Origin of the sequence: Pantoea sp. EKM10T (assembly GCF_011800685.1) — a bacterium.
Lineage (GTDB): Bacteria > Pseudomonadota > Gammaproteobacteria > Enterobacterales > Enterobacteriaceae > Pantoea > Pantoea agglomerans.
On sequence record NZ_JAALEU010000002.1, the window covers coordinates 180,683 to 200,744 of the forward strand.

20 protein-coding genes are annotated in these 20,062 nt (G+C 56.7%); 14 read left to right on the forward strand and 6 right to left on the reverse strand.

All coding sequences use genetic code 11. The annotated features are described in order from the left end of the window. Positions 1-22 precede the first annotated feature (22 nt). The 4 genes from HFD95_RS04370 (at position 23) to HFD95_RS04385 (ending at position 2,586) form a co-directional block, all read left to right on the forward strand. Positions 23-988, forward strand: coding sequence for a magnesium and cobalt transport protein CorA (locus tag HFD95_RS04370; protein WP_010259025.1), 966 nt, complete (start codon positions 23-25; stop codon positions 986-988). Positions 989-1,119: 131 nt separating this feature from the next. After that, on the forward strand, positions 1,120-1,629 hold the full coding sequence (locus HFD95_RS04375) for a hypothetical protein (RefSeq protein ID WP_223565618.1): 510 nt from the start codon (positions 1,120-1,122) through the stop codon (positions 1,627-1,629). Between the two features lie 12 nt (positions 1,630-1,641). After that, a complete protein-coding gene (locus HFD95_RS04380; protein WP_010671255.1) occupies positions 1,642-2,097 on the forward strand; it encodes a DUF421 domain-containing protein in 456 nt (151 codons plus the stop codon). A gap of 255 nt (positions 2,098-2,352) precedes the next feature. Next, a complete protein-coding gene (locus HFD95_RS04385) occupies positions 2,353-2,586 on the forward strand; it encodes a hypothetical protein (protein WP_010259022.1) in 234 nt (77 codons plus the stop codon). 37 nt (positions 2,587-2,623) lie between these two features. Here HFD95_RS04385 and HFD95_RS04390 read toward each other — a convergent pair whose 3' ends face one another. Next, entirely contained in the window at positions 2,624-3,520 is an 897-nt protein-coding gene (locus tag HFD95_RS04390) for a lipid kinase (protein WP_167429892.1), read from the reverse strand. A gap of 171 nt (positions 3,521-3,691) precedes the next feature. On the opposite strand from HFD95_RS04390, the gene HFD95_RS04395 reads away from it, so the two are divergent. From HFD95_RS04395 to HFD95_RS04405, 3 genes are all read left to right on the forward strand, one after another. Continuing rightward, the gene (locus HFD95_RS04395) at positions 3,692-3,964 is read left to right on the forward strand and encodes a cupin domain-containing protein (protein ID WP_010259018.1); all 273 of its coding nucleotides are present in this window, start codon (positions 3,692-3,694) and stop codon (positions 3,962-3,964) included. A 12-nt stretch (positions 3,965-3,976) separates the two neighbouring features. Continuing rightward, positions 3,977-4,402: a DUF4186 domain-containing protein gene (locus tag HFD95_RS04400; protein WP_167429893.1), complete on the forward strand. Its 426-nt coding sequence runs from the start codon at positions 3,977-3,979 to the stop codon at positions 4,400-4,402. A 138-nt stretch (positions 4,403-4,540) separates the two neighbouring features. Next, positions 4,541-4,858: a hypothetical protein gene (locus HFD95_RS04405; protein ID WP_010259015.1), complete on the forward strand. Its 318-nt coding sequence runs from the start codon at positions 4,541-4,543 to the stop codon at positions 4,856-4,858. 344 nt (positions 4,859-5,202) lie between these two features. Here HFD95_RS04405 and HFD95_RS04410 read toward each other — a convergent pair whose 3' ends face one another. Next, positions 5,203-6,426: an AI-2E family transporter gene (locus HFD95_RS04410; protein ID WP_167429894.1), complete on the reverse strand. Its 1,224-nt coding sequence runs from the start codon at positions 6,424-6,426 to the stop codon at positions 5,203-5,205. 351 nt (positions 6,427-6,777) lie between these two features. Between HFD95_RS04410 and HFD95_RS04415 the strand changes: the two genes are divergently transcribed. Next, complete coding sequence (locus HFD95_RS04415; protein WP_167429895.1) at positions 6,778-7,107, forward strand: hypothetical protein; 330 nt, start codon at positions 6,778-6,780, stop codon at positions 7,105-7,107. Positions 7,108-7,120: 13 nt separating this feature from the next. Here the strand turns inward: HFD95_RS04415 and HFD95_RS04420 are convergent, their stop codons facing one another. Further along, entirely contained in the window at positions 7,121-10,882 is a 3,762-nt protein-coding gene (locus HFD95_RS04420) for an NAD(P)-binding protein (RefSeq protein ID WP_167429896.1), read from the reverse strand. 600 nt (positions 10,883-11,482) lie between these two features. Between HFD95_RS04420 and HFD95_RS04425 the strand changes: the two genes are divergently transcribed. Further along, positions 11,483-12,175: a DUF421 domain-containing protein gene (locus tag HFD95_RS04425; RefSeq protein WP_010259010.1), complete on the forward strand. Its 693-nt coding sequence runs from the start codon at positions 11,483-11,485 to the stop codon at positions 12,173-12,175. On the opposite strand, the gene HFD95_RS04430 is transcribed toward HFD95_RS04425, so the two are convergent. Continuing rightward, on the reverse strand, positions 12,172-12,924 hold the full coding sequence (locus tag HFD95_RS04430; RefSeq protein ID WP_167429897.1) for a GNAT family N-acetyltransferase: 753 nt from the start codon (positions 12,922-12,924) through the stop codon (positions 12,172-12,174). The genes HFD95_RS04425 and HFD95_RS04430 overlap by 4 nt on opposite strands. Positions 12,925-13,112: 188 nt before the next feature. Here HFD95_RS04430 and HFD95_RS04435 point away from each other — a divergent pair, with 188 nt between their 5' ends. Continuing rightward, positions 13,113-13,319: a hypothetical protein gene (locus tag HFD95_RS04435; RefSeq protein WP_010259007.1), complete on the forward strand. Its 207-nt coding sequence runs from the start codon at positions 13,113-13,115 to the stop codon at positions 13,317-13,319. A 65-nt stretch (positions 13,320-13,384) separates the two neighbouring features. Here HFD95_RS04435 and HFD95_RS04440 read toward each other — a convergent pair whose 3' ends face one another. Beyond that, the gene (locus HFD95_RS04440; protein WP_045140685.1) at positions 13,385-14,578 is read right to left on the reverse strand and encodes a zinc-dependent alcohol dehydrogenase; all 1,194 of its coding nucleotides are present in this window, start codon (positions 14,576-14,578) and stop codon (positions 13,385-13,387) included. Positions 14,579-14,728: 150 nt separating this feature from the next. Beyond that, a complete protein-coding gene (locus HFD95_RS04445) occupies positions 14,729-15,319 on the reverse strand; it encodes a hypothetical protein (protein WP_033771112.1) in 591 nt (196 codons plus the stop codon). 364 nt (positions 15,320-15,683) lie between these two features. On the opposite strand from HFD95_RS04445, the gene HFD95_RS04450 reads away from it, so the two are divergent. From HFD95_RS04450 to HFD95_RS04465, 4 genes are all read left to right on the forward strand, one after another. Beyond that, positions 15,684-16,970: an HAAAP family serine/threonine permease gene (locus HFD95_RS04450; RefSeq protein ID WP_010671264.1), complete on the forward strand. Its 1,287-nt coding sequence runs from the start codon at positions 15,684-15,686 to the stop codon at positions 16,968-16,970. 241 nt (positions 16,971-17,211) lie between these two features. Next, positions 17,212-18,309, forward strand: a complete 1,098-nt coding sequence (locus HFD95_RS04455) for an ABC transporter substrate-binding protein (protein WP_061704246.1) — start codon at positions 17,212-17,214, stop codon at positions 18,307-18,309. A gap of 278 nt (positions 18,310-18,587) precedes the next feature. After that, positions 18,588-19,052, forward strand: coding sequence for an RcnB family protein (locus HFD95_RS04460; RefSeq protein WP_010671265.1), 465 nt, complete (start codon positions 18,588-18,590; stop codon positions 19,050-19,052). Positions 19,053-19,154: 102 nt separating this feature from the next. After that, positions 19,155-19,991, forward strand: a complete 837-nt coding sequence (locus HFD95_RS04465; RefSeq protein ID WP_167429898.1) for a Cof-type HAD-IIB family hydrolase — start codon at positions 19,155-19,157, stop codon at positions 19,989-19,991. Positions 19,992-20,062: the final 71 nt, after the last annotated feature.

Here is a 20,062-nt window from a genome sequence, read left to right on the forward strand (position 1 = left end):
TGTCACAACGGGAAAGCAGAAGATGATCGTAAGCAGCAGGGTGTATCGTCCGGGATGCGCGGGCGAAGAGGTCGAAGTCGATGATATCAGTGAAGTGATCAAAGAGCCGGAGGCGTTTATCTGGCTCGGGTTGTGGCAGCCAGACGCTGAGTTTATGGCGAAGATTAAAGAGGAGTTCGGCCTTCATGAACTGGCGGTTGAGGATGCACTTAATGCCCATCAGCGACCTAAAATCGAACATTATGGCGAATCGCTGTTTATCGTGGTGAAAACGGTGTGCGCTAAGGATGACAGCTGCGAACTGGGCGAAACGCATCTTTTTGTCGGAAAAAACTTCCTGATCAGCATCCGTCACGGCGCCTCTGAAAGCTACACCCCGGTGCGGCAGCGGGCGGCTGAAAACCCGGCGCTGCTGAAGTTTGGTCCCGCTTATCCGCTCTACTGCCTGCTCGATTTTATTGTTGATCGCTATGCCGAACTGTCCACCTCGCTGAATGAACGGGTCGGACAGATGGAGAACGATCTCTTCACCAGTGAATTTGATCGTAAGTCGGTGCAGTCGGTCTACACCGTACGGCGTCATTTGCTTAAACTGCGTAATGCGGCGCTGCCCGTGGAGGAGATCTGCAATCAGCTGATCCACCTGCATGAAGATCTGATCCCGCGTCCGCTGCGCGCCTACATCCGCGACGTGCAGGATCACGCCCGGCATGTCGTCACCGACGCGGAAGATATGCGCGAGATGCTGACCAGCGCCATGCAGGTCAATCTGGCTCTGGTGACGGTGCAGCAGAATGAAGTGGTGAAAAAGCTGGCAGGCTGGGGTGCGATCCTGGTGATCCCGACCGTGGTCTTCAGTATGTATGGCATGAACTTCGAGCATATGCCGGAGCTGAAGTCGCTGTATGGCTATCCGCTGGCGGTTGGGCTGACCCTGCTGGCCTGCGGCGGGCTGTGGGCCAAACTGCGTCGCTCCGGCTGGCTGTAAACGGCAGGATGCGGTGCCAGATTGTCCCGCTGAAAAGGTCACGACCCGCCAGATAGTGAACCGATACTGTCTGGCTATGCTTAACGCAGCGTGCAGTTTTTGTTCCTGAGCCAACAGTGTGTGAGGTCACGGTGAAAAAAGAGGATAGCAGCGGCCAGGCAGTACCGATTCAGGAAAACCTCCGCTGGGTACGCCGTGAATGGCTGATTCAGCGTATCGGTGAATACGTCCTGATTGCGCTGGTGATTCTGGGTGCGTGCGGACTCTTTTCCAAAGGCGTGCTGAGTAACGGCAGCGCCCGCTCGCCGGACGGGACCATCCAGGTGGAGTATGAACGGTTTGGCCGGGTTGAGAGCAATATGGATATGCGCATTCGCTACAACGCACCGGTAACCGATCGCTTTACCGTTACGATTGGCGGTGGCGCCCTGGATAACCTGCAAATCCAGACGCTGCAGCCTCAACCGCTGGAGGCGGTGACGATTGGCAGTGATCTGCGGCTGACCTTTTCGGCCCGCAACACCGGACCGGATCACGCGATCTGGCTTGGCCTGCAGCCGCGCAATGCGGGCCGCATTCACGTCACTATTCATGGTGACGGCCATGCTCCGGCCCGTTTTACTCAATGGATTTATCCCTGACAGAGGCGCTTTATGGAAACGGTATTACGTGCCGCAGCGATCTACCTGGTGCTGATGGTCGTGTTCAAAATTGCCGGCAGACGCACTCTGTTGCAGATGACCTCTTTCGATCTGATTCTGCTATTGATCATCAGTGAAGCAACTCAGCAGGCGCTGCTGGGCGACGATTTTTCTGTTACCGGCGCGGCGCTGACTATTATCACGCTGGTAGCGATTGATATTGTGCTGGGCAAACTGAAAAGTCGCTTTCCGGTGGTGGAGCAGGTGATCGATGGCGGCCCGGTGATCCTGGTCGAGAATGGTAATCTGCTGACTGACCGCATGAAGATGACCGGCATCAGTCCTGATGATGTGCTGGAAGCGGCGCGATCCGGGCAGGGGCTTGAGCGGTTTGATCAGATTAAATATGCCGTGCTGGAGGTTAACGGCCATATCTCGATTATTCCCCGAGCCGATAAAGAGTCCTGAGGGGCGATCGCCCTGGCCTGACAGGAGAGCGCCCGTGCCGGAGCCGCGCAGGTTACACACGCCTGAGATATCCTCATCCCCTTGCTGCAGCAGGCCCTGAATGCATTATAGATCCTCATTGCGTCACGCTGCGCTTGTTATGCCGCTTCCCTTGTAATCCTGTCGATTTCGTTCAGACTGAGTATTCCACTCATGCTTTATCATCAGAGCTGGCCTGACTATCAATCAGCGTTATGCTTTTACAGTCAGGATTAAATGAATGAATTTACGCGATTTACCTTCTACCCGGTTACCGGCTGGCATATTGGTCCCCTGAACACTCATCAGGCACTGGTAGTGAAATTCGGTTATATCGATCCCAATGCCCCGCGTGAAAAGGGCCCGCAGGAGACCCTGTTTCTGGGTCTGACCCTCGAAATGGCGAAAAAGCTGGTCGCCAATCTTTCCGAACACATCGACTACGCTGAAAAAAAGAGCACCCAGCACTAGTTTCTCACCGCGATCGGTTACCACGCCCACCGTCGGGCTATTTTGCTGCGCTGTCGCCCGGTGCATAAACCCGCAGTGCACTGGCGATCAGGCGAAAATGCGCGGGTGTCTGACCGATAATCTCACCATCTGCATTGATGTAATGGGGACGGCGCGTCTCAATCGTCAGCTCCGTGGCGCTGAATGCCCGCACGTTACGCCAGCGACCGTGAGTGCCGCGCCGCAGAAAGGGCAGCAGCGCAATGAGCTGCCAGCTATGCTGCAGCTCCAGACTGTAGACATCCAGTAACCCATCGTCCGGTGCGGCACGCTGTTCCACTGTCATGCCGCCCCCATAAAACCGTCCATTGCCCACCGACACCTGAACCGTTTTGATCGGCGTCCGATAGCCCTGATGCACCAGCGTAGCGCTGAAGGGACGGCTCTGCCGCAGCACCCGCAAAGCCGCCAGGGCATAACCGCCCACTCCCCAGCGTTTTTTCGATTCCGCCGTGAGGTTGCGCGCCAGTTCCACCGAAAAGCCGATGCTGGAGACGTTCAGAAACAGGTGCTGATTCACCTCACCCAGGTCCACTGCGCGCAGCTGCCCGTCAGCGATAATCTTTATCGCGGACTCCAGGCTGGCAGGAATGCCCAGCGTGCGGGCAAAATCGTTGGCGGTGCCCAGCGGTAAAATGCCCAGCGGCAGGCCGGTCTGCATCAGTCCTGGCGCGGCCGCATTAAGCGTGCCGTCGCCACCGCCGACGATCACCGCATCAACGCGATGGGCATACGCCGCGATTAATTCGCTGTAGCTGCGGGTATCATCTCCGGCCAGTTGCAGCAGGGTGAACCCGGCCTGAGCCAGCAGCGACTGTGCGCGGCTGGCCTCGGCGCGTCCTTTGCGCGAGCGCTGATTAATCAGCAGCAGGGCAGTTTTCTCCTGTTGAGACATACTTTTGCGTTATCCCGATGTCAAAATGGCTGTAACGAGACGGCAAGTACAGCACTGGCCTGACCGGTGAACAACCCTGCTTGCGCTACTTTACGTAACCTGTTGAGTGCCATAAGCGGCGATAAAGATCGTCTACACTGCTAAGGGTCAGATCCACACTGAGGAGTTGCGATGACAGAACACGAATTCAGAAAATTGTTAGCCGAACAGGGTTTTGACGAGCCTCTGTTGATTGAGCGTGCAGCCGCCGCCCAGCTTGATAATCATGTACATCCCTTTGAAGCACTGGCACTGATTCTGAGTGGTGACATCACCATCAGTACCGAACAAGGCGATACCACCTATCATCCCGGTGAGACATTTCATCTGCAGCCAAATGAACTCCATCGTGAGGCGTTCGGGTCGCAGGGCGTACGCTATCTGGCGGGACGTAAATATGAGTGACTGGCAATCAGCATGAAGGTTTCTGACGATCTTTTTACCCGGCTGTCACGCTCGCCGTTCCGCCAGCGCTTTCTTCTGGGACGCGCGGAATATGATTATGCGAGCAGCAAAGGCGAGCCGGTATTGCGCCAGCACGCCGCTGAGTTTGTGGCACAGCGGCTGGCGCCTGCGCAGCCTGAAAAGGATGGCAAGCAGACGCCGATGCGCGGCCACCCGGTGTTTATCGCTCAGCACGCCACCGCAACCTGCTGTCGTGGCTGTCTGAGTAAGTGGCACAACATCGGACAGCACCAGCCGCTGAGCGCGGAGCAGCAGACCTATATAGTGACGGTGTTGCTGCAGTGGATCACTCATCAGATGCAGCAGCCTGCACTGCCTGCTCGCGTCAGCCGAAGCCAGCCGAAACCTGACGACGATCCGCAACTCGCACTTTGGTAATGGACGAAAAAGCTACAGCCGGCGGCTTTTTCTGGTGAAAACTGGCCCTTTTTCATTCCTGGTTTATTCTTAAATCTTTCCTGGGAACACTATGCCAGGATTAAAACCTACACGGCAACGATTCATACAGAGGGAATTATGAAGAAATCAATTATTGCACTGTCTGCTATTTTGCTGGCCTCGCCGGTATTTGCTGCTACCACCACAGACAACACCGTTGCGGAAGCGCATAAAGGCGCCGATACCGCGAAGGAAAAACTGCATCAGACCCAGAACGAAGGCAAAGAGCTGAAGCTGAAGTCTGAGCATGCCGCTGAAGGCAAAAGCGATACCACCGGCAGTAAAATCACCGAAGGTACGCAGAAAGGCTGGCACAAAACCAAAGAAGGCACTGAGAAAGGCTGGGATAAAACCAAGCAGGGTGCTGAAGATCTGAAAAACAAAGCGACTAACTAATTCGCGGCTGTTCTCAGGTTAAAAAAAGAACCCACCGAAAGGTGGGTTTTTTTATGGGTGATAAAGCCGACTCGTAATGCCCCTGTCAGCAACGCATAAGCTCAACGCGCTGGGAACACGGTCAGAAGAGGAAAGCGTCCCGCGCCTGGGACAAAAACGCCGGGAGCGTTTTTGAACAACGCAAAGCGTTAGCCCGTTTACGGGCGCACCTCAGGGATGAGGTGCGTAATCGCGCGGGCCGAGCATGCCATGGATGGCGGATTTTGCGCCTTTCCGATCTGACCGTGTTTCCTGAGCAGGTCTCGCTCTCACTGCGATACTAACCTGGGTTTGCCTGACTCGGATTACGCTTTCTTTTCCGCTGTTTCTTTCTCCGAGGCGGCTAACGCAGAGACTTTCCTTTCCGTCTCTGCAGCCGCATCGGCGGAGACCGCCGCCGCTTCAGCCGCAGCCTCTGCCGCGGTATCAGACTGTTTCTTGCCTTCTTCGATAAACTCTTCGTCGATGGCTTCGATGTTTTCGCGGTTATCGCGTCCGGAGAGCAGGTTCCAGCAGGCGATAAACAGAGCGGCAATCACCGGACCGATTACAAAACCGTTGATGCCGTAAATCTCCATGCCGCCCAGCGTGGCGATCAGAATCAGATAGTCAGGCATTTTGGTGTCTTTGCCGACCAGTAGCGGACGCAGGATGTTATCCACTAGTCCGACAATCACCACGAAGAAGCCCACCAGGAACAGCCCTTTCCACAGTGCACCGGTGGCGAAGAAGAAGATCGCCGCAGGCACCCAGATAATGGCGGAACCGACTGCCGGAATAAGGGAGAGGAAGGCCATCAGTGCGCCCCACAGCAGGCTACCGTCTATACCGGTAAACCAGAATGCCAGCCCGCCGAGAATACCCTGAACAATACCGACCACCACCGTGCCTTTCACCGTCGCGCGCGCCACGGCCGCAAACTTCACCATCAGGTGATGCTTCACGTAGGTTGAGAGCGGCAGCGCTTCCAGGATCAGATGCACCAGATAGGAGCCATCTTTCAGCAGGAAGAACAGCAGATAAAGCATCACGCCAAAGCCGACGGTGAAGCTGAACGTCCCTTTACCGATGATAAAGGCGCTGCCTGCCACATACTGACCGCCCTTGAGGGCAAACGAGGAGAGTTTCTGCTGAATCTGTTCGGCGTTATCCAGGTTATTTTCAGCCAGATAATGTTTTGCCCAGCGCGGCAGATGCTGCAACAGATCGGCGAAGACCGCCGGGAACTGCGCCGAGTTGGTCTGAAGTTTGTGATAGACCGCGTTGGTTTCGACCACCAGCGATGAGGCGATAATAGCCAGCGGCGTGAACACAATCAGACAGATACAGAGCAGGGTAATCAACGCGGCCAGGCCATTGCGTTCGCCCATTCGGACCCGCAGATACGTTTTCAGCGGATGGAAAATCACCGCCAGAATCGCCGCCCATAAAATCGGCGAGAAATAGGGCGAAAGCACCTCGAAAAAACCGAGGGTGGCAATAGCCAGAATCAAAATGAAAAACCCGATGTTCAATCCTTTAAAACGCATGGAAAAACCTCATCTCGAACAACTCTGATAAACCCGACGCGCGAATTTTCTGTGTCTGGCTTTGCTTATGCGGCTGCCTCGTCACTGATTATCGGTCAGGCTTTGCTTTTTAAACGCTGCTGATGACAGCATCATGCTGGCTAACTCTTTGAAAGGTCTGGCAGAAGTGATGAACGGGCAATGTGCGTTCGCTGCGTGACTTCCTACAGGTAACACGCTGCAACTGACAGCAGCGCGCTGAATCCTACATTAGCGTAGCGGTTTCGACCATTATTGGTAGGTCAGAGACTCATGATCCCGGGGGATGCTGCCGATAACAGTATTAACTGGATAAAAAACAGGCAATGAAAAATGAGTAAACAGAGCGTCTTAATCGTGCTGCTGACGCTGGTATTAAGCGGCTGCGCGACCAAGCAGTATCCGCAGGCGTCCGCGGTCACCCCGGAAGAGACGGCGGTGCTGAATTGCAGCGCGCTGGATCAGGAGCTGGTGAAAGCGCACAGCGTGCAGAGTGATATTGAGCAGACCGGCCAGTTCGATGCACTGACCGTGCTGGGCTTTGTCGGGGATTTCGGGCTGGGCAATGGCATTGCGAAATACAATGCCAGCCAGAAGGCGGAGCGGCGACTGACGCAGTTGCAGTCGCTGAAAGACGCGAAGTGCAGCCAGCGGCTTTCGTAGCGACTGCGCCGGGTCAGCCGAGCGTCCGTTCGCTGACATGCTGCAGCCGGACATTTTCGGCGGCGCGTTTACCGGCAAGGAAGGCGTGATCCGAGTTGTAATATTCCCACTCGCTGTAGCGGCCTGACAGATGAATGTCCTGGGTCAGCAGCCACTGGCGGATCAGCGCCACGTTAGTGCTGCGCGCATGGTCATAGACCACGTAGGCGTAGGGCATATCGACCTCTGAGGCACAGAGCAGCGGATCGTCCGCGGTGATCATGCCAACTCTGATGCAATCCTGACGGCAGCGCTCAATCAGCGCATCCCCCGCCAGCGGCAGCGGATTGGCCGTGTTATAGGTGATTTCGCAGGTTAAGCCGAAACCGCCCGGCGGGTTGCAGTGCGGACTCGCATTGCCCTGCACAAAGATGCGATGAAACAGCGTATCGCCAGGATAGTAAATCCAGTGCTTTTCGGTCAGGTCAGCGCGGCCAATTCCCAGATTAACGCAGCGCACCGAGACAAACTGCAACTGCTGCGCCGCCCGTTGCACACTATCCGGCACTTCATCGCCCATCAGTTTAATCAGCTCCGGCAGCGGCATAGTGCTGATCAATTGTTCATAACGGTAGTGGCGACCATCCGCCAGCAGCGCGACGTGCGCCTGCGGGTAGAGGCGGGTCAGGGTGGCGTCCGTTTCCAGCGTACATTTCAGGTGCGGCAAAAAGCCGGACATCAGCGCCTGGAAGCCACCGCGCAGCGGATAGCCGAAACGGGCATTGGGGCCAACCGGTTTCGCCAGCGGTTGCAGTGCGCCATCAATGATCTGCGCCAGATCGGGCAGCGGTACGCGTCCGCCCAGCCATGAAGTTTCCATGTCGGTCAGCGGCACCTTCCACAGTTTCTGGTTGTAGGGCAGGGCAAAGTGACGCGCGATGCCTTTGCCCCAGGTGCGCATAATGAAGTGCTGGAAATCCTCTTCGCCTTCCACCACGCCTGTGCTGCTGCCCTCATCGGGGATCGCGCCATCTGCGCAGCAGTCCCGCCGTGCCCGCGCCCGATCCAGTGGCACCGCGGCGGCGGCCGTTTCGCCATAACGCGCCTCAATAGCGCCCAGCACGCACTCTTTTACCACCTCGACCGGCAAGCCGTGCAGCGCGGACTGGAAGGGATAGCGGGTATAAACGCCATCGCTGTAGACCCAGGCTTCACGCGCCTGCCAGTGCAGGTTGTCGCCCAGCAACATCTCATACAGCTGCAAGACGTACGGGTCCTGCGAGAACATAATGTGACCGGCATAGTCGAAGGTAAAACCCTGATCGTCAATCGAGCGGCACCAGCCGCCAGGCGTGGCATTTTTCTCCAGCAACACTGCGCCTTCGCCATAGTGATAACCGGCGCTCAGCCCGGTTGGCCCGGCTCCGATAATCAGGCAGGGCACAGCTTCACTCTCCAGCATCAATGGGGTTAACGGCGTGATATTCGCCTGCGCGCTGCCCTGGCTGGCCGACCTTAGTGCGGGCTGACGCTGCGTCAGCGCCTGCTGGATCAGTCCATGAATCTGTTCAGCGGTGCGATCCCATGAGGTGGCATCGACCTTTGCCTGCATCCGTCCCGCCAGCGCCAGCCGTTCTGCGGCACCAATCGCCATTGCCTGTTCACAGGCGGCAATAAATTCAGCGGGGCTCTCTGCCACCGCCACTTCCTCTGCGTAATGCCGCGCTACGTCAATAATCGCGGTACTGACAATCGGCAGCTGCGCCGCCATATACTCCAGCACCTTGGTCGGTGAGATGTAGCGGGTCGAGGCATTGATGGCAAACGGCATCAGACAGACATCCCAGCCTGCCAGAAACTGCGGCAGCGCCTGATAGGGCTGCTGTCCGAGCCAGTGAATATTGTCGCGCTGCGGCAGGCTGGCGGGATCGATTTTTACCACCGGGCCGACCATAATGATCTGCCACTCGGGGTGGCTGTCCGCCAGCGCCGCAATCAGCGGCAGGTCTATGCGCTCATCCAGCACGCCGTAATAGCCAAGACGCTGTGCCGGAATCGCATCCTGCATCGGATGACGATTGCTGCGATCGCGCGCCTGCTCAAAGTGGATAGCATCAACGCTGCTGGGAAAGCAGTAAACCTGAGGATGTTTGTCACGTTTCGCTTCATAGAGGCTGGTGCCGCCGGTAAAGACCAGATCGGCGCGGGTCATCAGCGCGGATTCGCGCTGCTGCAGCTGGCGCGGTGCATTCTGAAAAGCGGAAAGCTCATCCATGCAGTCGTAAATCACCAGTGACGGATCAAAAGGGGTCAGCAGCGGCAGCGCCATCGGCGTATAGAACCAGATCAGCGGCTGTTCATCTTCCTCCAGCAGCGGCGTCAGCAGCAGCAGCAGCGAGGCGATCTGGCTGTCGTGGAAACCAGGCGCGTCGCTGTCGGTATGCGGCTGGATCACCGTGATGTTAGCGGCAGGCGAGCTCTGATGCAGGCCCTGTGGCCCCGCCTGCCAGACCGGCTCTTCGACAAACAGCACGCGATAGTGCTGTGCCAGTCGTGTCAGTAGCTGCTGCGGACGCTGAAAAACAAATCCCCAGCGTAAATGGCTGAAAACGATGAGAACAGGTGGTTTCATAGTGTGCTCCTGACAGGGGTGTTTTGAGGAGTGGATGTGCTGCAAAAAGCGCTGCGCCTGACGCAATGCGTCGGCATAAGGCTGCTGTAGCTGGCGGGCATAGGGATCGGCCCCCAGCAGATCGAGATCCCACAAACCGCTGCGGGTCCAGAAAGTCGTCTCCTCCCATAAGGGACGATCGAGGATCGGATAGAGGCAGATGCCGTGCAGCTCAACGCCTGCCAGTAGCGCCTGCGCAACCTGCGCGGCGATCTCAAGGATCCAGCTTCCGCGTCCGCTGCCGACGTGGCTGGTTTCCGCCAGCAGCAGTGGCCGCTGATAACGCTGCCAGACCTGCTGCAGCATCCGATGCAGCGGCAGGCGTCGGCTGTCGCCCAGATGCCAGTAAAGCCGCCGGTTTGATCCCTGCTCCCACTGATTGTCGTGGTAGTAATTCACGCCAATCAGATCGAGATAGCGTGGGGCGCCGCCCAGTTCCGGGTTGCGCCTGCCGCTCAGCATGTCCCACGCCTGATACTGGGTGTCACACATCTCACGTGCCAGCACGTCGCTGGCCGGATCGGCGGGATCGGGCACGATATGGATCAGTGGATCACAGTGCAGCAGACGCGCTCGCGGATCGGCCAGCCAGATGGCATCACAGGCTGCCAGCGTAGCGCGCACCAGCTGCTGCTTGGCGGCATCCGCCCGATCCGCTTCAGCGATCGCCTCACAGGTGAACAGCCCTACCGAGATACCCCAGCTGACAAAGGAGATCTCATTCATCGGAGAGTAGACTGGCGCCTGCTGATACCAGGGGGCCAGGAAGCGGGCCAGTGCGCCACAGAAGGCGGCGAAACGGCTGACAAAGTCGTGGTCAAACAGGCTGACGCCAGCGGGCCAGCCGTAGTGGCAGATTGTCCAGCTCAGCTGAATGCCCTGCTGCTCTGCGGCCTGCATCCGGGCCGCGACCGTCGAGAAGTCATAGCGGCCATCGTGCTCACATAACCGCCAGCCGACGCTTTCGCGCACTGTGCGAATGGAAAAGGGGGCCAGCGCGGCATAATCTTCTGCTGCACGCGCCTGATGCTGGTTAAGATCGTTCATCGACAGCGCAAGGCCGGCAGGATTGATATGATCGGCACCTTCGTAGCCGGCCTGCCAGAAACTGGAAAAGGGCGTCATGGCATCTCCCGAAAAAAAGCAACACGCTCCCCGCTGACGAGCCGTCGTGAAACGGGTCAGGGCGTCAGGGTATGCATTGCAGACTGATCGATCTGACCACTCTGAACGGACGGGCGATCCATGCCATAAGCCACAGACACTGAGTTGCAGGCATCAGGGCCTGTCGCGGTGTGGACGAGTGAGATAGCAGGTATAGGCCAGTGACGCTATCGGCAGAAAAAGGCTGGCTTCTCTGGATGTTGAAAGGTTTTGCGGAAGCCTTACTGGAAAGTATAGGCAGTAAGGTTTGGTTCGCAATTTATTGAAGTAAAAGAAAAAAGCGCAGCGGTAAAAATTATCCAGCCAGAAACAGGAAGTTTTAGCATGCGGTTTTGCGAACGGCCCGATAAGCGCAGCGTGAATAGTGTCAGCGCCATTTTCAGCTTTGTTAACCTTTTCCTCAACATGCAGAGAGGTCAGACTCGCCCACTTTCGCGTTACAGCTTCGCTTGCCTTTTGGCGGGCTGGCGACAAGATTTACTTATCACTGGCCTGAATCAGCGGGTCATCAACGGGTGATGCGACGATGCGCGCCCCCTAAAACAGGATGTTTTACAGACTATGTTCTCATTCGACTGGCACCGTTTCTTACTTAACGATCAACCGGCCACCTTTTTGTTTGAGGTGGTGGTACGGGTCATGATCGCTTATCTGGTGGTGTTCACCTTTCTGAAAGTCTCAGGACGACGCGGCGTGCGCCAGCTGTCGCTGTTCGAGCTGGTGGTGATCCTGACGCTGGGTTCCGCGTCCGGTGATGTGACATTTTACGATGATGTGCCGGTGCTGCCGGTCATTATGGTGTTTGTAGTCCTGCTGGCGCTCTACCGCTTCACGACCTGGCTGACGGCGCACAGCCCGCGCTTTTCACGGCTTATTCAGGGCGACGTGATTACCCTGATTAAAGAGGGATTGTATGTGCTGGAGAGTCTGGATCGTCTGAATATTTCTGAAGATGAGTTTTATATGGAGTTACGGCAGAGTGGTGTGGAGCATCTGGGGCAGATCCGGCTGGCGCTGGTGGAGGTTGATGGTCAGCTCAGCCTCTATTTCTACGATGACGATGAGATGCGCGCCGGGTTAAGCGTACTGCCTCCTGAGCACCGGCAGGATTACAGCACTGTGCCGGTCAGCGCGCTCTATGCCTGCACCCATTGCGGCCAGACGCAGATCATTGAGGCTGAGCAGCAGGCAGTCTGCCCGCGCTGTCAGCGACAGCGCTGGTCCGCGGCACTGACCGTGCGTCGGCTGCATTAATCGCCAGCATCCGCTCCGCGTTCAGGACTTGTCGCGTTTGCATCAGCCGGGTTAACGTCGGCGAAGCAGGCGCTGAGCGGGCGCTTTTGCTGTCCCCCGGCAGCGAAATTATCCGCACTTAGCCAGGCACTCAGGGCGCGCTGAACATCTGGCCATTCACGGTCAATAATTGATAGCCAGTCGGTATCGCGATTACGCTGTTTACGCGTCATAACCTGACGAAAACGGCCCTCAAAGCGGAACCCCAGCCGTTCTGCTGCGCGTCGTGATGCGATATTGGTTGAATCACAGCGCCACGCCACTCGCCGATAGCCGAGCGAGAAAGCCTGTTGCAGCAGCAGATAAATCGCCTCGCTGCCAATGACACTGCGCTGCATCAGCGGCGACCAGGTGACGTGACCGATTTCAACAGTGCCGTGTCCCGGCTCAATGCTGGCGAAGCAGACCACGCCGCAGGGCTGCTGATTTGGCGAGCAGACCGTGAAGGGCACGAGGGCTGCATCTGCCACTTTATCCGCAATCCAGCGCTGCATCTGCGGCAGAGAGGCGGGCCGCTCTGCGCTCAGCCAGGTCCAGTCGCGATCATCCGGTGCCAGCATAAATGCCTGCAATAGCGGTTCTGCATGATCGATGCTCAGCGGCAGGAGAAGGCAGTGCTGACCCGTGAGTGGCATACAGGGTGGCCTGGTAACCGGTTGCCAGTCGGGCAGAGCCTCACCGACCGGCTGATCAAACTGATTGAGGTTCAATAGCATTCTCCTGAAAGAAAACGGACGGTTAGCTGGGGAACTTATGATGCCGGGCTGACGGACTATCCTGAACCGCGGTTAAACCCGTCGCAGCTTGTTCCCGCTTACCACATAACTTTGCCTGTTACTGACAGAAAATGAAAACCCTTCGGGCAGCATAGCGGCACCGTTACCAAAGAGGTGTGCGTATGAAAGTGAGGCTGGCCAGTGCATTACTGTTTTTGCTGTTATCGTTTGGCGCGTTTTCACAACAGGTGATCAGCGAAAGTCATCCCCATTCACGCAGTGCGCGATGGCTGGAGCAGGGCAGTCAGGTTGATACGGCGGATTCGCCGGATGAACATCTGCTGGAGAGGCGGGAGTGGCGAAGCAGCCTGCAACGCAAGCCGTTCTGAGATGAGATCCCCGGCGAAGAACGGCCGGGGAGCCAGGGGGTAAGCGTTTCAGACCCGTTGTGAAATTATATTGTGGCCTGTGTCGCTGCCATGCCAGGCACCAGAATCACCTTGCGGCACTCCTCTTCGCGTTTGGCGAAAATATCGTAGCCACGCGCAGCATCTTCCAGCGGCAGATGGTGGGTCACAATCTCTTCCGGCGTCAGATGGCCCTGTTCGATCAGCTTCAGCAGGTCGGGCAGATAAGCGTGTACGTGGGTCTGTCCCATCTTAAAGGTCAGCCCTTTGTCAAAGGCGTCACCAAACAGGAAGCCGTGAATGAATCCGGCGTAAACGCCCGGCACGCTGACGATACCGCCACGCCTTACTGCGGCAATACACTGACGCAACGCTTTACCGCTGCTGCCTTCCAGTTTGAGATTGGTGAGCACGGTTTCGGTCATGCTGCCTTTTGCCTCGAATCCTACTGCATCAATCACCGCATCCACACCGCGATTGCCGGTGCTGTGTTCGATAATCCAGCCGGCCGGGTCATCGATCTCATCGAAGTTAATCGGGATAACACCGTAGCGCTCGCGGGCAAAGTTTAAGCGGTAGTTGTTGTGGTCGATCATGTAGATCTGTTCGGCACCCTGCTGTCGGGCGCAGGCGGCACTGAGCAGGCCAACCGGTCCGGCACCGAAAATCGCCAGGCTGGAGCCAGGTTTCACCTCGGCGTTTTTCACCGCCTGCCACGCGGTGGGCAGAATGTCTGACAGGAACAGCACTTTCTCATCCGACAGTACCGACGGCACTTTAAACGGGCCGGTATTGGCTTTTGGCACCCGGACATATTCCGCCTGTCCACCGGGCACACCGCCATAGAGTTTGCTGAAACCAAACAGGGCCGCGGGCGGCGTGATGTTTTTCCGGTTCAGGATGGCACCCCGTCCGCTGTTGGTATTTTCACAGGCAGCATACTGGCTCATCAGGCAGAAAAAACAGTCGCCACAGGCGATAACAAACGGGATCACCACCCGATCGCCTTTGGCCACGGCGGTCACTGCGCTGCCTGTCTCAACCACTTCGCCCATAAACTCATGACCAAAGATATCTCCGTGCCCGGTACCGGGAATTTTGCCGCGGTAAAGGTGCAGGTCTGAACCGCAAATGGCGGTAGCGGTCACACGCAGAATAATGTCATCTGCGGCTTCCAGACCGGGATCGGGAACGTTATCGACGCTGACTTTATGGGGGCCGTGATAAGTTAATGCTTTCATCTGTTCATCTCCTGATGATTAGGGGACGGCGGCCAGACCAGAAGGCGTGGCCACGCACGGGAAAGACTCAGGAAACCTGAAATCGAAACCTGCCTGAAGTGTAGTAATCCTTTAAGGAGTAAGCAGAGCGGTGCAGCCGGCTGGTCAGTTTCAGCCGGGCTGACAGGGCGGCTGCACCTGCGTTGTGGCGACCGTCACGGCTCGGGTGTCGGGTTGCCAGAGAGCGAGGTCGGCAAACGCACGACGATAAACCGTGTCGATTTGTGCCGGAACCTGTTCGATGTAGTGCCAGGCATGCTCACGCGTTTCACCGGTGAGTTGCTGCAGATAGTGCCGCGCGTCGTCCAGCGTCGGGATCTGGCCTTCGACACCCGCCATGCGGGCAGGCAGACCGGTCCAGATCAGACCTTCTATGCCTTTGGTCTTAGCCCACTCTGCCAGTGGACCTGCGGAGGTCGCTGTCACCGTCATCATCCCGATGCCATCGATGCGGCTGTCCGGAATGGCCTCACGCAGGCGCAATGCGCGGCAGGCGCTCTCAAGTGAGGCGGTATTCAGCCAGGCCCAGTACACCGGCACCGGGCTGGCGTTAAGGCAGATCGCGGTCGACAGCTCGCCGCCGTCAGCGATGCGCACAAACTCAATCGGGAGCTCAGGACCATCATGATGCCACTGACTGGCCACCGGCAGTGCGCCAGCTTTCCAGATTAACGATCCCCATCCGAGGCAGGCAATTTTCATTCTCTTCTCCTGTGCGCCTGTCGGCGTAATCGCGACAGAATCTGTTTAAGCGTAGCCCGTTGCGCTGAACCGTTACAGGGATCACCTTTTTAGGGGCGGTAAAACTGCCACAAAGATGGCATGATCGCCGCGCAGTCACTTTGCACAACCTGACGGTTTTTTCAGCAATCCATGCGTGTTTATCTGCACGGCTTGAACTTTTATCGTCAGGTAGTGTAAAAAGTGGCGCACGCAATCGATTACCTATGCACGGGCGGGTCAGCATCACGTTGACTGATCCGGTTGCAGCTGAGGCGCAGAGTGGGGCGGACATTTGCCTGCCTGACGGCTCAGGTTACTGGCGGCTTTTAAAACGGAAGATCTGATGAAAACCACGCAAACTGGCACGCTGGGCGCGCTTGAGAGTGACGTCGATACGGGATGGCGTAAAACCGACACCATGTGGATGCTGGGTTTATACGGCACGGCGATTGGGGCGGGTGTGCTGTTCCTGCCTATCAATGCTGGCGTCGGCGGGCTGATCCCGCTGATCATCATGGCGATACTGGCGTTTCCGCTGACCTTTTTTGCGCACCGCGCCCTGACCCGATTCGTTCTCTCCGGTAAAAATCCGGCCGGGGATATCACCGAGGTGGTCGAGGAGCATTTTGGCGTTGGTGCGGGCAAGCTGATTACGCTGCTCTATTTCTTCGCTATCTACCCGATTCTGCTGATGTACAGCGTAGCGATCACCAACACGGTTGAGAGCCTGATGGTGAATCAGCTCGGCCTGGTGCCGCCACCGCGTGTGCTGCTGTCGCTGCTGCTGATTGTCGGACTGATGACCATTGTGCGTTTCGGCGAGAAGATGATTGTCAAAGCGATGAGCGTGCTGGTTTATCCCTTTGTGGCGGTGCTGATGCTGATGGCCTGCTATCTGATCCCGCACTGGCATGGCGCTGTGCTTTCGACCCTGAACGTTCAGCCCGCGGGCAGCAGCCTGTGGATGACGCTGTGGCTGGCGATTCCGGTGATGGTCTTCTCCTTTAATCACTCGCCGATCATCTCTTCATTCGCGCTGGCAAAGCGGGAAGAGTATGGCGATGCCGCAGAGAAAAAGTGTTCGCGCATTCTGGCCTGCTCGCACCTGATGATGGTGGTGACGGTGATGTTCTTTGTCTTCAGCTGCGTGCTGAGCCTGTCGCCTGAAGATTTACACGCCGCCAAGGCGCAGAACATCACCATTCTTTCCTATCTGGCGAACCATTTTAAGGTGCCGATGATCGCCTGGCTGGGACCGCTGATTGCCATTGTGGCGATCACGAAATCGTTTCTCGGTCACTATCTTGGCGCGCGCGAAGGATTTAACGGCATGGTTAATAAGGCGCTGCGCAGTCGCGGCAAAACCATCGCGCCCGCCAGACTGAATCGCCTGACTGGACTCTTTATGCTGCTGACGACCTGGCTGGTGGCAACGCTGGATCCCAATATTCTCGGCATGATTGAGACGCTTGGCGGGCCGGTCATTGCGATGATTCTGTTCCTGATGCCGATGTACGCTATCCAGAAGGTACCCGCGATGCGGAAGTACAGCGGTCACATCAGCAATCTGTTTGTCGTGCTGATCGGACTTATTGCCATCTCCGCAATCTTCTATTCGCTGGTGAAGTAACACTTAGCGCAACAGGCGCATCTCAATCCCCCTGGGATGCGCCTGCCATTCTGCCCGCCCTTCGCCATTCTCTCCGTGCACCTCCACGTATTCAGCGATATCGCTCCCTGATTTAAGCCCGCTGCCGCGTTGTTAATGCCGCCTCTCAGACGCATCTGGTTAGCAATAGTTACATTTGGTACTTATCAGCATGGTAGAGTTAACGCGAATAATTATTATTCCCTAAAAGGACAGGAGAAAAATGAAAATCGGGATAGTTGCTGCCACCACACTTTTACTGTCAACCGCCTGTGCGGCTACCACCTATCCGGTCACGGTGACCGATATGGATGGTCAGAAAATTACGCTGCAAAAAGAGCCGCAGCATGTGATTTTACAGGATGGGCGTGACGTGATGGCGCTGGCATTACTGGATCGCCAGAACCCGTTTCAGCGTGTCGTTGCCTGGAACAACCTGCCGAAAAAGCAGGATACCCAGACCTGGGACCTGCTGAAGCAGCGCTGGCCGCAGGCGGCATCGATTGTTGATATGGGCTTTAACGATCAGGGGCAGGTCAATCTGGAGAGCGTGCTGGCGAAGCAGCCCGATCTGATGATTGCGCAACTGCGCGCCAAACCGGCCCTGACGCAGTCAGGCGTGCTCGCCACCCTGAAAAATCTCCATATCCCGGTGCTGTTCCTTGATGTTGAACTTCATCCGAAAGAGAACACCCTGAAGAGCGTGAAAGTGCTGGGCACCGTTCTGAATCGCGAAGCCGAGGCGAAAGCCTACGCCGATTTTTACCAGCAGCGCTGGCAGATGCTTCAGCAGAAGATTGCGCAGGTGTCCCACAAGCCAACCGTGTTTATTGAACCGATTGCCGGTAACAGCGACAACTGCTGCTTTACCCACGGTCATAACGGCTGGGGCGCGCTGGTGGAAGCGGTCGGTGGCAAGAATATCGGTTCTGCACTGCTGCCCGGCAGCTCAGGATTTGTGTCACTGGAGAAGATTATCGCCATGAAGCCGGACGTCTATATCATGACCGGCTCTAAACGCCCGAACAGTAACGTTCTGCCGTTTGGTTACGGTGCGAGTCAGACCGACGTGACCGCCACCTTTAACCGCCTGCAGAGCCGCACCGGTCTGGAGCAGATCGAACCGGTGAAACAGAAACGGGTGTATGGCGTTTATCACCATTTTTATAATCACCCTTACAACATTATCGGCATGGAAATTCTGGCAAAAGATCTCTATCCGGAAGTGTTCCGCGATCTGGACCCGACGGCTGATTACCACCACATCGTGACGCACTTTACCGGGTTACCGGATGCGCCAGTGATCCTCAGCACGCCATAACCGCAAAAATGTCAGGGTGCGTTTCAGCATCCTGACTTTTCATCGGCCATCATCCGTCAACCAGAGCGTGATTATCAGACAGCGCAGGTTGCCCGGTTAACCTCTGGATTGCGTCAGCAACGTTGTCATCGCATGTCCTGTGTTAAGAAAGCGATAAGCAAGCGTAATAGTGTGTAAGTTACCGGATTTTAAGACTTTTACAGATGTCTCCCGCCACAATTATTGCCATGATGCCGATCAACGGTGCCTGAACAGCCGTTATTTTCGGAGGCAGTATCATGAAAAAAACAACATTAACGCTTATCGCTTCACTTTTGACATGCAGCACACTCTTTTCTCAGGCCTCACGGGCAGACGATCGTGATGACGCGCACCGCAAGCCTGTGCCGCATCAGAACGGTGACCATCGTGCTGACAATCGCGGTTCTGACCAGAATCAGGAGCGTGGCAACAACCGTCATGACAGCGTCAATCATCGCCCGGATCAGGACAACAACGGTCGGGGCAGAGAGGCACGTAATGACCGCGACCATTTCGCCTGGCAGGGGCACGACTTCCGTCGCGGGCATCCTGTCCCGCAGGCGTACCGCGGCGACCATTACCGCGTAGCCGACTGGCATGAACGTGGTCTGCGTGAACCGCCACGCGGTTATCACTGGGCAAACATCGACGGCAACTATGTGCTGATTGCTGCCGCAACCGGGGTAATTACTGCGCTGGTGCTGAACAGCGCCCTGAACTGATCCCCAGGGGATGGCTGCGGCCATCCCTCTTTCTTTCCGTTTTGCTGCGCCAGCGGCTATCCTGACACTCCACGCTGAAAATTCCCTGTGTAAGGAGTCATGATGACGACGGTTAAGATGGTTGCGGTAGATATGGATGGCACCTTTCTGGACGATAACAAGCAGTACAATCGATCCCGCTTTCTCGACTGCTATCAGCAACTCACCGCCCGTGACATCAAATTTGTGGTGGCCAGCGGCAATCAGTATTACCAGCTCAAATCCTTCTTCCCGGAGAGCGCCAGCGATATCGCCTTTGTAGCCGAAAACGGCGCATGGATTATCGATCGTGATGAGGAACTGTTTTGCGGTGCCTTTGAACGCCGCGATGTTGAAGCGGTAATCGATACCCTGCAAAACGGCGACTATCCGGGTCTGCGTTACCTGCTGTGTGGCCGGGAGAGCGCATGGTACTTCGACGGCATGGAAGAAAACTGGCTGAAGAAGATGCGCCATTACTGTCACCGGCTGAAGCCGATTCATCATCTGGATGAGGTGCAGCATGACCGGCTGTTTAAGTTCGCGCTGAATCTCTCTGATGACTATATCGAGCCACTGATGGCGGATATTGAACGTCTGCATCAGGGGCGTGTGGCAGCGACCTCAAGCGGTCACGGCTCGGTGGATTTGATCGTGCCGGGGAATCATAAAGCGCACGGTCTGGATCTGCTGGCACAACGCTGGGGGATCTCGCATGACCAGGTGCTGGCCTTTGGTGATGGCGGTAACGATCTGGAGATGCTCAGACAGTCTGGCTTCAGTTTTGCCATGGACAACGCGCCACAGCGGGTGAAACAGGCGGCACGCTATGCCGCGCCTTCTAACAACGAGCAGGGCGTGCTGCAGGTGATTGAGCAGATGCTGGCAGGTGAGGGGCCTTTTAGCGCCATGCAGGCTTAGCCGTCTGGCGCTGCGATTAAGCCAGGGCGGTTAGCGCCGTGATTCAGCCAGCCGCCTGGCTCAGAGAGCGG